The following is a 12118-nucleotide window of genomic DNA, read 5'->3' as shown; positions in this document are numbered from 1 at the left end:
ACAAGGCACTCATGGACGCTGTGACCCAGGTCCCCGCGCCGGTCAACGAGCCGGTCCACTCCTACGCCCCGGGCTCCCCGGAGCGCGCCCGCCTGGAGGCGAAGCTCAAGGAGCTCAGCCAGAACCCGATCGACCTTCCGATGACCATCGGCGGCGAGAAGAGGATGGGCGGCGGCGAGCGCTTCGACGTCGTACAGCCGCACAACCACAAGGCCGTCATCGGTACGTTCGCCGGCGCCACGCAGCAGGACGCCCAGGACGCGATCGACGCCGCGCTGGCCGCCGCCCCGGCCTGGCGCGCGATGTCCTTCGACGACCGCGCCGCGATCATCCTGCGCGCCGCCGAGCTGCTGTCCGGCCCCTGGCGCGAGACGCTGGCCGCGTCCACGATGCTCGGCCAGTCGAAGACCGCCCAGCAGGCCGAGATCGACACCCCCTGCGAGCTCGTCGACTTCTGGCGTTTCAATGTGCACTACGCGCGCCAGATCCTCGCCGAGCAGCCCCCGGCCAACTCGCCGGGCGTGTGGAACCGCATGGACCACCGCCCGCTGGAGGGCTTCGTCTACGCGATCACGCCGTTCAACTTCACGGCCATCGCGGGCAACCTGCCCACCGCCCCCGCCCTCATGGGCAACGTCGTGGTGTGGAAGCCGTCCCCGACGCAGACCCACGCCGCCGTGCTGCTGATGCAGCTCCTGGAAGAGGCTGGCCTGCCCAAGGGCGTCATCAACCTGGTGACGGGCGACGGCATCGCCGTCTCCGAGGTGGCCCTGAACCACCGCGACCTGGCCGGTATCCACTTCACCGGCTCGACCCCCACCTTCCAGCACCTGTGGAAGACGGTCGGCAACAACATCGCCAACTACCGCACCTACCCGCGGCTCGTCGGCGAGACCGGCGGCAAGGACTTCGTCGTCGCCCACCCGTCGGCCGACCACGCCGTCCTGAAGACCGCGCTGACCCGTGGCTCCTTCGAGTTCCAGGGCCAGAAGTGCTCGGCTTCGTCCCGTGCGTACGTCCCGGCCTCCATCTGGAACTCCGGTTTCAAGGAGAAGTTCGCCGCCGAGGTCGACTCCATCACCATGGGTGACGTCACCGACCTGTCGAACTTCATCGGCGCCGTCATCGACGAGCGCTCGTTCGCCAAGAACAAGGCCGCGATCGACCGCGCCAAGTCGGACCCGTCCTGCACGATCATCGCGGGCGGCACGTACGACGACTCGGTGGGCTACTTCGTCCGTCCGACCGTCATCGAGTGCACCGACGCTTCGAACGAGGTCTTCACGACGGAGTACTTCGGCCCGATCCTCGCCGTGCACGTCTACGAGGACGACAAGTACGACGAGATGCTGGAGCAGATGGAGTCGGTCTCCGACTACGCGCTGACCGGTTCCGTGATCGCGAACGACCGCGCCGCGGCCGCGCACACCATGGAGAAGCTGCGGTACGCCGCGGGCAACTTCTACATCAACGACAAGTCGACCGGCGCCGTCGTCGGCCAGCAGCCCTTCGGCGGCGGCCGTGCCTCGGGGACCAACGACAAGGCCGGTGCCCCGCAGAACCTGCAGCGCTGGACCCTGACCCGGGCCATCAAGGAGACGCTGGTTCCGCCGACCGACTACACCTACCCCCACCAGGGCTGACCCCCTCCGGGGCGCCGCGCCCCCGGCGCCCCGCCACGAGTCCCGCCTCCCGCCCGGTTCCCCTGCCGGTCGGGAGGCGGTTTCCATAGGGACCCGCGCTGCGGACCGGCGGGTTCAGATCTCCACGAGCACCTGGTCCAGGGACTTGCGCACCAGGCCCGGCACCTCGCAGTCGTCGGCCGGATACCCGACCGGGATCACCGCGAACGCCTTCTCGTTCTCCGGGCGGTTCAGCACCTCGCGCAGGAACCGCATCGGGCTCGGCGTATGGATCAGCGCGGCCATGCCCGACAGGTGCAGGGCCGAGAGCAGCATCCCGACCGCGATCCCGACGGACTCGTCGACGTAGTAGTGCTTGCGCCGGGTGCCGTCCTCGCCCATCCAGTACCGCTGCTGGAACACCACGACGAGGGCCGGGGCATCCGTCATATGGGCCTTGACGGAATCCGTGCCCAGCGGGCGCAGCGCCGCCAGCCACTCCTCGCCGAGCCTGCCGTCGTAACTGATCCGCTCCTCGTGCTCGGCCGCCTCCCGGATGCGCCGCCGTACCTCCGGATCCTTGACCAGGACGAACGTCCACGGCTGCTGATGGGCGCCGGACGGGGCGGTCGCGGCGCAGGCGATCGCGTCCTTCACCACCTGCTCCGGCACGGGATCCGCGGAGAACCGGCGTACGGTTCTGCGCTCGTCCATCCGCCGTCGCAACTCGGCGGAACGGGACAGGGACTCGTCGGCCGGGGCCCGCTCGGGACGGTAGGGGACCGGCCGGTACGGCTCTCCATGGGTGGGAGTCCACCGCGGGGACAGGGCTGTGGTGTCAGACATGTCGGCAGTGTGGCGGCGACGGCAGGTCCGGACCAGGGGGTCGTCGGACAGAAACGGCGCGGCCGGCCGGTCGGTGTCCGGAGAGCGGGCAGATCCTGGGCCCGTACCTGGACCCGGTGCACGGAGGCCGTTCCCGGGACCGGCTCCCGTGCGGCGCACGACTCCTCGGCGCGTGACGGTGACGCGGGCCGGCCCCGGCGGCCGCGGTGTCCGGGAGCGACCGGAGCGCATGAGCGAGCCGACCGACCCGAACCTGCGCACCACGCACACCTGCCGGCTGCCTCCGGCCTCTCTCGACGAACGGCCCTCTACAGCGCGCCCGCGTCCCGGGCCGTCCACACCGACGGGTACAGCGGCCGGTAGCCCAGCTCGTCGCGGGCCCGGCCGGTCGACATCAGTCCGTACCAGGGGTCGGGGTCGACCCGGTCCGCCAGTTCGGCCGGCACCGGCGCCCCGTCGAGCTGGTGCAGATCCACCGCCGTGACCGGGGCGTCGTCCGAGATGTTGTAGCGCCGGCCCGCCAGGCCGGGAGCGAACAGCAGTCGCAACAGGGCCTGTGCGATGTCCGCGTGATGCACCATCGCCAGACGCTGTGTCGCGGCCCAGCCGCCCACCCACTGCATCGACTGCGCGAGGTGCGGGTCGCCCTCCCCGTACACGAAGGGCAGGACGGCGATCCGGACATCGAGCCCGTGCTCGCGGTGCAGGGCGAGAAGGCCCTCCTCGGCGGCCGCCTTGGACTGCGCGTACGCACCCCACATGGGGCCGCCGGGCACCGTCGCGTCGTCCTCCGTGAGCGGCCTGCTGCGTCCCGTCCCGTACGCGAGGTTGGTGCTGACCTGGACGAACCGGCCCGTGCCCGCCTCCACCGCCGCCCGTGCGAGCAGCAGGGCCGCGTCACGGTTGACCGCCCACATCTCGTCGTCCGGCACCTCGCGGAACGCCGCCGCGATGTTCGCCACCGCGTCCGTCCCGGCCACCGCCTTCGCCACGTCCTTGGGGTCCCGCAGATCGCCCACGACGACCTCCGCCCCCAGCGCCGCGTACCGCTCACCCCGCTTCGCGTCCCGCACGATCACCCGGACCGTGTCGCCGGGCGCGGTCCGCTTCAGCAGCCGGGGGGCGAAGCGCCGTCCGACCTCGCCCGTCACGCCCGTCACCAGAGTCAGCATCATCGGTTCCTTCCGTCCGTCACCGCCGTGTGCCGGCGGCCTGTCGTGGTCACTCTGCGACGGGCCGGGAAGCGGCGGGAGAGACGCGGTGATCCAGGGACCGGCTCTCCCTGGATACGGATCGGGCCCTCGACGATGATGTGCGCGCGGACCTCGACAGAACCGAACTCGCCGACTTCCTGCGCCGCTGCCGCGCCCGCCTCGAACCGGCCGACGTCGGTCTGACCGCAGGCTCCCGGAGGCGTACGCCGGGGTTGCGGCGGGAAGAGGTCGCCCAGCTCACCGGCGCGTCCGTGGACCACTACACGCGCCTGGAGCAGAGCCGCGGTTCGCGCCCCTCGCGTCAGATGCTGTCCGCGCTGGCGCGGGCGCTGCGGCTGGGCGAGGACGAGCGCGACCATCTCTTCCATCTGGCGGGGGAGGAACCGCCGCGCGACCGGCTCGGCCCCACGCAGCATGTGCGGCCCGGTCTGCTGATGGTCCTCGACCGGCTGCATGACGCGCCCGCCCAGATCTTCAGCGACCGGGGCGAGGTGCTGGCGCAGAACGCCATGGCCGTCGCGCTGGTCGGTGAGACACGGCCGGGGCACAACGTCGTCCGGTCCTGGTTCACCGACCCGTCCACGCGGACGCTCTTCCCGCCCGAGGACCACGAGACGCACTCCCGCATCCATGTGGCCCAGCTCCGCGCGGTGTCCGCGGCCCGCCCCGACGACGCCCAGCTGGGCGCCCTGGTCAGGGAACTGCGCGAGGGGAGCGTGGAGTTCGAGGCGCTGTGGACGGAGCATCGGGTGGCGCTGCGGCGCGCGGAGCGCAAGCGGTTCCTGCATCCGGTCGTCGGGCTCCTGGACCTGGAGTGTGAGGTACTGCTCAGCGCGGCCTGCGGGCAGAGCCTGGTCATCCATACGGCGCGGCCGGGCAGCGAGGCCCACGAGGGGCTGAAACTGCTGCGCGTGGTGGGGGTGCAGGAGTTCGGACAGCGCGTGAAATGAGTGCTGGGGTCCTTCGTCCGGGTCAGGCCGGATCGGCGTGCGATCCTGCCGGAGCCATCACTCGAAGGAGCGCCGGACCCGGTCGGGACCACCGCTCCCGGGCCGGGGCGTCCGACGCGCTCGATCGGCCATGTCACCACCTCTGAGCAGGCACGATCGCTCGTCGTCCGGGTCCTGATCCAGGATCTGCGGGCGGACGGCCGTAAACCCCCGTCTCAGATAGTAGGAAGTCCGAGTAATTGTGGAGACAGACCGGCCGAGCTGCCTTAGCTTTGTAGGAGCCGAACGTCTCGCTAGATCCAGCGACTGGCGGTCGTGAGCGCGCGCCCCGTGCAGGCAACCCCTGCGGCGCCCGCTTCCCGCCCCTTCCGGCGCCTCGAAATCCCGATCTCGAAATCACGTTCACGGTTTTTCGATCTCGAAATCCTCGCGATCTCAAGGAGTCGATCCATCATGGCCGAAACGACTGTCCGCCGCGTCCGTCACACCCACCGCCCGACCCAGTCGGAGCGCCAGAACGCCGCCGCCGCCCTGCAGCGCGCCCTCGACCGCCGGGACAACGGCGGCTCCACGGGCCACTGAGACGGGCCGCCGGTACGAGCCGTCCGTAGGAGCCGTCCGTACGAGCCGCCGGTACGGGCCGCCGGTACGAGCCGCCGGTACGAGTCGCCGAGAGACCGGCGGCTCGCCCGGATCGGCCGCCGAGCAGGTCGGCGGGACCGGCCCGGGGAACAAGCCTCCCCGGACATCCGGGGGCGCTCAGCCGCGGCTGATCTCGAAGTGGTCGACCCGTTCGCCCGACTCGGCGAGCGCGGTGACCTTCATCCGGGCGTGCCGACCGGGCTCCACCTCCACCGCCAGGAACGAGAAGCCGGTGTAGCGCACCCGCGACCACTCCACGGTCTCGGTCGCCTTCCCGCCGCCCTTGACCACGTGGTACGTGGCCACGCTGTCCTGGTCCTTCACGTGCCCCTCGTAGCTGTCCGGCGCCGGGAAGTTGTACAGTGCCTTGCCCGCGCCGCCCGCCGTGACGTACACGATGCCGTCCCGCGTCGGGTCGGTGCGCTCGCCGATGGGCACCTTGCGCTGCACCGCGTTCTTCAGGATCGCGTCCGTGCGCTCGTAGACGTGGTTGTGGCCGTTGACGACCAGGTCCACCTGGTGCTTCTCGAAGAGCGGCACCCAGGCGTCGCGCACCCCGCCGTCCGAGGCGTGCGCGTTGGTCGTCGAGAAGGCGCAGTGGTGGAAGAAGACCACGACGAAGTCGATGTCGTGACGGGCCCGCAGCTCACCGAGGCGCCGGTCCAGCCAGCGCGTCTGCCGGCCGTCGCTGATGCCGAAGTTGGCCGGGATCTCGTACGAGACGTCGTTGGCGTCGAGGGCGACGACTCCCACGTTGCCGTGCACGAACGAGTACGCACCGGGCTGGTTCACCGGGTCCGGGCCGTTGTCGGGCAGCGTCCAGCGGGCGTTCTGGCCGCCGTAGCCGTCCGGCGAGTACCACGCCTCCATGTCGTGGTTGCCGGTGGTCACCATCCACGGCACGGTCTTCGACACGGTCTCCGTCTGCGCCAGGAACTGGTCCCAGGTGCGGGCGTCGTAGGTGTCGGTGCTCTGCCCGGAGCCGGACGGGTCGGCGTAGCAGATGTCCCCCGCGTGCAGGTGGAACGCCGGGTTCTGGCCCAGGATCAACTGGTCGTTGCCCAGCGCGTGGTAGCTGACGCCTTGGTCGCCGAAGGCGGTGAAGGTGAAGGCCTCGGCGCGCGAGGGCGCGGTGGTGAAGGTGCCGAGCGTGCCCAGATTGCGGGTGTCGGCGGGGTCGAATCCGTCGTGGCCGACGCCGTAGTAGTACGTCGTGCCGGGCTGCAGCCGCTGCAGGCTCGCGTGCAGGTAGAACTGCTCGGCCGCCGCGATCTTCCCCCCGTTCAGCTCGGGCGTGGTGAGGTGGCGCACTTCCGCGTCGATCCGGCGGCTCAGCGCCCACGGCTTGAGGCCGATGCGGATGTACGGCCGCTGCACGGCGAACGGGACCTGCCAGGAGACCGCCATCTGCGTCTTCGGGTCGGCCCCGTACGCCAGGTGCCGGCCGAACGGCGCCACCAGCGAACCGTCCACCTGGGTGGAGGTGTGACGCGAGGTGAGGACGGTCGGAGCGGCGTAGGCGGGCGAGGCGGCGAAAGAGGTGCCGAGACCGGCACCGGCGACGGCCGCGGTCGCCACGCCCGTGCGGAGCGCGCCACGCCGGGTCAGCCGGGTGCGCAGATATTCGTGCTGCTCGGCCATGCTCATACGGTCGGTGAGCTTCTCGGGAATTCCGAAACGGGGGATGTCCATGGAGCCGAACATCCACCCGCCGCCTGACGCCGTCCCGTCGAGTGGATGAACGGTACACGTACAGCTCCCCGCGTGTCCGTATGGTGGACATGACGTGTCATGGGGTGGGACGCGCAGTAAGGTGCGGACATGTCTCGCAGCATCAATCTCGCAGTGATCCCCGGTGACGGTATCGGCCAGGAGGTCGTGGCCCAGGGCCTCAAGGTCCTCAACGCTGTTCTCCCGCAGGATGTGAAGCTGGAGACCAAGGAGTACGACCTCGGCGCCCAGCGCTGGCACCGTACCGGCGAAACCCTTCCGGACGCGGAGCTGGCAGCCCTGAAGGGCCACGACGCCATCCTGCTCGGCGCGATCGGTGACCCCTCCGTGCCGTCCGGTGTCCTGGAGCGCGGGCTCCTGCTGAAGCTGCGGTTCGCCTTCGACCACTTCATCAACCTGCGGCCGTCGAAGCTGTTCCCGAACACCGCGACCCCGCTGGCCGGCCGTCCGGACATCGACTTCGTCGTCGTCCGCGAGGGCACCGAGGGCCCGTACACCGGCAACGGCGGTTCGCTGCGCACCGGTACGCCGGCCGAGGTCGCCACCGAGGTCAGCGTGAACACCGCGTACGGTGTCGAGCGCGTCGTCCGTGACGCCTTCGAGCGGGCGAACTCCCGCCCGCGCAAGAAGTTGACGCTGGTTCACAAGAACAACGTCCTGGTGTACGCGGGCCACATGTGGAAGAACATCTTCGACCGGGTCGCGACCGAGTACCCCGAGGTCACCACCGACTATCTGCACGTCGACGCCGCGACGATCTTCTTCGTCACCCAGCCGGAGCGCTTCGACGTCATCGTCACCGACAACCTCTTCGGTGACATCCTCACCGACCTCGCCGCTGCCGTGACCGGTGGCATCGGCCTGGCCGCGTCCGGCAACATCAACCCGACGGGCACCTTCCCGTCGATGTTCGAGCCGGTCCACGGCTCTGCCCCCGACATCGCGGGCCAGGGCAAGGCCGACCCGACCGCCACGGTTCTCTCCGTCGCCCTCCTGCTGCGTCACCTCGGCTACGAGGCCGAGGCCGTGCGCATCGAGGACGCCGTCTCCGCCGACCTCGCGGGGCGAGGGGGGCACCTCCCAGGCCCTTCAGGCTCTGGGGGAGGGGCGACGACCCGTACGACCGATCAGATCGGCGACGCGCTCGCGGTACGCGTAGCGAGCTGACCCGACGACTCCGTTTCGAAGCCGCCGGGTCGCAACCGCACCCGGCGGCTTCTCCTGTGCGGCCCCGGGTGCAACCATCGACCACGGACCGCATTCGCGTCATTTCGTGCACAGCCACCCCGGAGCGATAATCGAACGGGGCCGTGGCTCGCACTGAAGCTCGGACGTCCTAGCACCTGCCCGGCAGGAGCGGCGCGAGCGCGGTCCAACACACACAACCGGTGAAGGACACGCACTCATGACGACGCCCACGATCGAGCTCAAGCCCTCCTCGAATCCGCTGTCCGACGCGGAGCGCGAGGCGATTTTGGTCAAGCCCGGATTCGGCCGCTACTTCACCGATCACATGGTGACGATCAAGTGGACCGAAGGCCGCGGCTGGCACGACGCCCAGCTCGTCCCGTACGCACCGCTGTCGATCGACCCCGCCAACATGACCCTGCACTACGCGCAGGAGATCTTCGAGGGCCTGAAGGCCTACCGCCAGCCCGACGGCTCGGTCGCCACGTTCCGCCCTGAGGCCAACGCCAAGCGCTTCCAGGCGTCCGCGCACCGGCTCGCCATGCCGGAACTGCCTGCCGAGACGTTCATCGCGGCCTGTGACGCGCTCGTCCAGCAGGACAAGGCATGGGTTCCGGCGCACGGCGGCGAGGAGTCGCTCTACCTGCGCCCGTTCATGATCGCGACCGAGGTCGGTCTCGGCGTGAAGCCCGCCAACGAGTACCTGTTCCTGGTGATCGCCTCGCCCGCGGGCGCGTACTTCCCCGGTGGCGTCAAGCCGGTCTCGATCTGGCTCTCGGAGGACCGGGTGCGGGCCGTCCCCGGCGGCATGGGCGACGCCAAGACCGGCGGCAACTACGCCGCGTCCCTGCTCGCCCAGGCCGAGGCCACCGCGAAGGGCTGTGACCAGGTCGCGTACCTCGACGCGGTCGAGCACAAGTGGGTCGAGGAGCTCGGCGGGATGAACCTGTACTTCGTGTACGGGAACAAGATCATCACCCCGGCCCTGACCGGCTCGCTGCTCGCCGGTGTCACCCGTGACTCGCTGCTCAAGGTCGCCCGCGACCTCGGCTACGAGTCCGAGGAGGGCCGGGTCTCGATCGACCAGTGGCGGGCCGACACCGAGCACGGCACCCTCACCGAGGTCTTCGCCTGCGGCACCGCCGCCGTCATCACGCCCGTCGGCATCGTCAAGTCCGCGGGCGGCGAGTGGGCCCAGAGCGACGGCGCGCCCGGCGAGGTCACGCTGAAGCTGCGCGAGCGCCTGCTCGACATCCAGCGCGGCATCGCCGAGGACACCCACGGCTGGATGCACCCGCTCGGCTAGGAGGCCGCACGACAGGCTCTAGGGCCGAGCCGGGCTCCCATGGTGTGAGCTCCTCCACATCCCTGGCGGGCAGCCGACCCCGTCCGTCGTCCGCGCGAAGGCCGCGCCCGGTTTCCTGCCGGGCGCGGCCTTCGTCGTGTGCCCGGAGCGGACGCATCGTTGGAGCGCTACTCAAAAGTGATGCAGTCGAGCTTTCGTCCACCCCTGCGCCGCAGTTAGAGTGCTGCTCTAAACAGGAGGTGTTCGGGCGTGCGGCTGACCCCGACGGAACGTGACCGGCTGCTGCTCTTCGGCGCCGCCGAACTGGCTCGGGCCCGCCGCGCGCGGGGGCTGAGGCTGAATGTCCCCGAGGCGACCGCGCTGATCGCGGACACGGTCTGCGAGGCCGCCCGCGACGGGCGCAGGCTCGCCGAGGCCATCGAGGCCGCGCGGTCCGTGCTCGGGCCCGACGATGTGCTGCCCGGGGTGGCGGATGTCGTCACCGAGGTCCATGTGGAGGCCGTCTTCGACGACGGCTCGCGGCTCGCCGTGGTCTCCCGGCCCCTGGGCGACGGGCTCGGCGACGACGCGCCCGGCGCCGTCGTCCCCGGCCCCGCCACGCCCGAGCCGGAGCCCGCGGCGCGGCTGACCGTCCGCAACACGGCGACCGTGCCGGTTTCCGTCACGTCGCACTTCCACTTCTTCGAGGCCAACCCGCGGCTCGACTTCGACCGGTCCGCCGCCTACGGGATGCGGCTCCACGTCCCTGCCGGGTCCTCCGTCCGCTTCGGGCCGGGGGAGTCGGTCGAGGTCGGTCTCGTGCCCATCGGCGGTGACCGGATCGCCATCGGGTTCGCCGGTCTGGTGGATGGGCCGCTCGACGCGCCCGGAGCACGCGAAGAGGCCCTGCGGCGCGCCGCGGCCTGTGGATATCTGGGAGCCGAGCGATGAGCATCGATCGTCACGAATACGCCTCCGTGCACGGCCCGCGCGCCGGGGACCGGGTCAGGCTCGGTGACTCCGGGCTGACCGTCCGCGTCGAGTCGGACGCGCAGCGGTACGGCGAGGAGTTCCTCGCCGGGTTCGGCAAGACCGCCCGCGACGGGCTGCACCTCAAGGCCGCGGCCGTCCGGGACACCTGCGATGTGGTCATCAGCAATGTGCTGGTCATCGACGCCGTGCAGGGCATCCGCAAGGTGTCGATCGGTATCCGCGAGGGCCGGATCGCGGCGATCGGACGGGCCGGCAATCCCGACACGCTGGACGGTGTCGACGTCGTCGTCGGCACGGGGACGACCATCGTCTCCGGTGAGGGAATGATCGCGACGGCGGGCGCCGTCGACACCCACGTCCATCTGCTCTCGCCACGGATCATGGAGGCCTCGCTCGCCTCCGGCGTCACCACGATCATCGGCCAGGAGTTCGGCCCGGTCTGGGGTGTCGGCGTCAACTCGCCGTGGGCCCTGCGCCACGCCTTCAACGCCTTCGACGCCTGGCCGGTCAACATCGGCTTCCTGGGCCGCGGTTCGTCCTCCCACCAGGCCCCATTGGTCGAGGCGCTCGCGGAGGGCGGGGCCTGCGGCTTCAAGGTCCACGAGGACATGGGCGCCCACACCCGCGCCCTGGACACCGCGCTGCGGGTCGCCGAGGAGCACGACGTCCAGGTCGCCCTGCACAGCGACGGGCTGAACGAGTGCCTGTCGGTCGAGGACACCCTGCGGGTCCTGGAGGGCCGCACCATCCATGCCTTCCACATCGAGGGCTGCGGCGGCGGTCACGTCCCCAATGTCCTGAAGATGGCGGGCGTCGAGAACGTCATCGGCTCGTCCACCAATCCGACACTGCCCTTCGGCCGGGACGCCGTTGCCGAGCACTACGGGATGATCGTCTCCGTACACGACCTCAAGACGGACCTGCCGGGCGACGCGGCCATGGCCCGCGACCGCATCCGCGCCGGGACGATGGGTGCCGAGGACGTCCTGCACGACCTGGGTGCCATCGGCATCACCTCCTCCGACGCGCAGGGCATGGGACGGGCCGGCGAGACGGTGCGCCGCACCTTCGCGATGGCCGGGAAGATGAAGGCCGAGCTCGGCCCTATGGACGGCGACGGCCCCGCGGACGACAACGCCAGGGTGCTGCGCTACATCGCGAAGCTCACCATCAACCCCGCCATCGCCCACGGCCTCTCGCACGAGATCGGCTCCATCGAGACCGGGAAGCTCGCCGACATCGTGCTGTGGCGGCCGGAGTTCTTCGGTGCGAAACCACAGCTCGTGCTGAAGTCCGGCTTCCCGGCGTACGGAGTCACGGGCGACCCGAACGCCGCCACCGACACCTGCGAACCCCTGATCCTCGGGCCGCAGTTCGGCGCGTACGGAGCCACCGCGGCCGATCTCTCGGTGGCCTTCGTCTCGCAGGCCGCGACCCAGCTCGGCGCCGACCTGATGCCCACGCGCCGGCGCCGCGTCGGGGTGCGCGGCACCCGGGGCATCGGCCCCGGCGACCTCGTCCACAACTCCCGTACCGGAGAGGTCGCCGTGGACGCCCACAGCGGTCTGGTCACCCTGGACGGCGACCCGTTGCGCTCCGAGCCCGTCGACTCCGTCTCCCTCAACCGCCTCTACTTCCTCTGACGCC

General features: G+C 70.6%; 10 protein-coding genes. 7 read left to right on the top strand and 3 right to left on the bottom strand.

Going from position 1 to position 12118, the window contains the following annotated elements; all coding sequences use genetic code 11:
• Nucleotides 1-11: 11 nt before the first annotated feature.
• Nucleotides 12-1643 (top strand): L-glutamate gamma-semialdehyde dehydrogenase, encoded by a 1632-nt coding sequence (gene pruA, locus ABZ826_RS15060; protein ID WP_361447172.1) that lies wholly within the window; start codon nucleotides 12-14, stop codon nucleotides 1641-1643.
• Nucleotides 1644-1757: 114 nt separating this feature from the next.
• Here the strand turns inward: pruA and ABZ826_RS15055 are convergent, their stop codons facing one another.
• Both ABZ826_RS15055 and ABZ826_RS15050 read right to left on the bottom strand, forming a co-directional pair.
• Nucleotides 1758-2468: a nitroreductase family protein gene (locus tag ABZ826_RS15055; protein ID WP_361447170.1), complete on the bottom strand. Its 711-nt coding sequence runs from the start codon at nucleotides 2466-2468 to the stop codon at nucleotides 1758-1760.
• Nucleotides 2469-2776: 308 nt separating this feature from the next.
• On the bottom strand, nucleotides 2777-3640 hold the full coding sequence (locus ABZ826_RS15050; protein WP_361447168.1) for an NAD(P)-dependent oxidoreductase: 864 nt from the start codon (nucleotides 3638-3640) through the stop codon (nucleotides 2777-2779).
• Nucleotides 3641-3780: 140 nt separating this feature from the next.
• On the opposite strand from ABZ826_RS15050, the gene ABZ826_RS15045 reads away from it, so the two are divergent.
• Both ABZ826_RS15045 and ABZ826_RS15040 read left to right on the top strand, forming a co-directional pair.
• Complete coding sequence (locus ABZ826_RS15045; protein WP_361447166.1) at nucleotides 3781-4632, top strand: helix-turn-helix transcriptional regulator; 852 nt, start codon at nucleotides 3781-3783, stop codon at nucleotides 4630-4632.
• Nucleotides 4633-5085: 453 nt separating this feature from the next.
• Nucleotides 5086-5214 carry a hypothetical protein gene (locus tag ABZ826_RS15040; protein ID WP_361447164.1) on the top strand — a complete coding sequence of 43 codons (129 nt, stop codon included), beginning with the start codon at nucleotides 5086-5088 and terminating at the stop codon, nucleotides 5212-5214.
• Between the two features lie 177 nt (nucleotides 5215-5391).
• On the opposite strand, the gene ABZ826_RS15035 is transcribed toward ABZ826_RS15040, so the two are convergent.
• Nucleotides 5392-6966, bottom strand: a complete 1575-nt coding sequence (locus ABZ826_RS15035) for a metallophosphoesterase family protein (RefSeq protein WP_361447162.1) — start codon at nucleotides 6964-6966, stop codon at nucleotides 5392-5394.
• Nucleotides 6967-7095: 129 nt separating this feature from the next.
• Between ABZ826_RS15035 and ABZ826_RS15030 the strand changes: the two genes are divergently transcribed.
• The 4 genes from ABZ826_RS15030 (at nucleotide 7096) to ABZ826_RS15015 (ending at nucleotide 12114) form a co-directional block, all read left to right on the top strand.
• On the top strand, nucleotides 7096-8172 hold the full coding sequence (locus ABZ826_RS15030; protein WP_361447160.1) for a 3-isopropylmalate dehydrogenase: 1077 nt from the start codon (nucleotides 7096-7098) through the stop codon (nucleotides 8170-8172).
• Between the two features lie 238 nt (nucleotides 8173-8410).
• The gene (locus tag ABZ826_RS15025; RefSeq protein ID WP_361447158.1) at nucleotides 8411-9499 is read left to right on the top strand and encodes a branched-chain amino acid aminotransferase; all 1089 of its coding nucleotides are present in this window, start codon (nucleotides 8411-8413) and stop codon (nucleotides 9497-9499) included.
• Between the two features lie 249 nt (nucleotides 9500-9748).
• Nucleotides 9749-10429: an urease subunit gamma gene (gene ureA / locus ABZ826_RS15020; RefSeq protein ID WP_361447156.1), complete on the top strand. Its 681-nt coding sequence runs from the start codon at nucleotides 9749-9751 to the stop codon at nucleotides 10427-10429.
• Nucleotides 10426-12114: an urease subunit alpha gene (locus ABZ826_RS15015; protein WP_361447154.1), complete on the top strand. Its 1689-nt coding sequence runs from the start codon at nucleotides 10426-10428 to the stop codon at nucleotides 12112-12114. The genes ureA and ABZ826_RS15015 overlap by 4 nt, the downstream gene beginning before the upstream one ends.
• Nucleotides 12115-12118 lie beyond the last annotated feature (4 nt).

Origin of the sequence: Streptomyces sp. NPDC047515 (assembly GCF_040643055.1) — a bacterium.
GTDB lineage: Bacteria > Actinomycetota > Actinomycetes > Streptomycetales > Streptomycetaceae > Streptomyces.
Note: the sequence above shows the minus strand (reverse complement) of the source record. Positions and strands in the feature narration are given on the sequence as shown.

What these genes read in the sequence shown, in the direction of transcription:
- ABZ826_RS15030 (WP_361447160.1), top strand. Translation starts at nt 7,096, where the DNA reads ATGTCTCGCAGCATCAATCTCGCAGTGATCCCCGGTGACGGTATCGGC.
- ABZ826_RS15050 (WP_361447168.1), bottom strand. Translation starts at nt 3,640, where the DNA reads ATGCTGACTCTGGTGACGGGCGTGACGGGCGAGGTCGGACGGCGCTTC.
- pruA (WP_361447172.1), top strand. Translation starts at nt 12, where the DNA reads ATGGACGCTGTGACCCAGGTCCCCGCGCCGGTCAACGAGCCGGTCCAC.
- ABZ826_RS15015 (WP_361447154.1), top strand. Translation starts at nt 10,426, where the DNA reads ATGAGCATCGATCGTCACGAATACGCCTCCGTGCACGGCCCGCGCGCC.
- ABZ826_RS15035 (WP_361447162.1), bottom strand. Translation starts at nt 6,966, where the DNA reads ATGGACATCCCCCGTTTCGGAATTCCCGAGAAGCTCACCGACCGTATG.
- ABZ826_RS15055 (WP_361447170.1), bottom strand. Translation starts at nt 2,468, where the DNA reads ATGTCTGACACCACAGCCCTGTCCCCGCGGTGGACTCCCACCCATGGA.
- ABZ826_RS15040 (WP_361447164.1), top strand. Translation starts at nt 5,086, where the DNA reads ATGGCCGAAACGACTGTCCGCCGCGTCCGTCACACCCACCGCCCGACC.
- ABZ826_RS15025 (WP_361447158.1), top strand. Translation starts at nt 8,411, where the DNA reads ATGACGACGCCCACGATCGAGCTCAAGCCCTCCTCGAATCCGCTGTCC.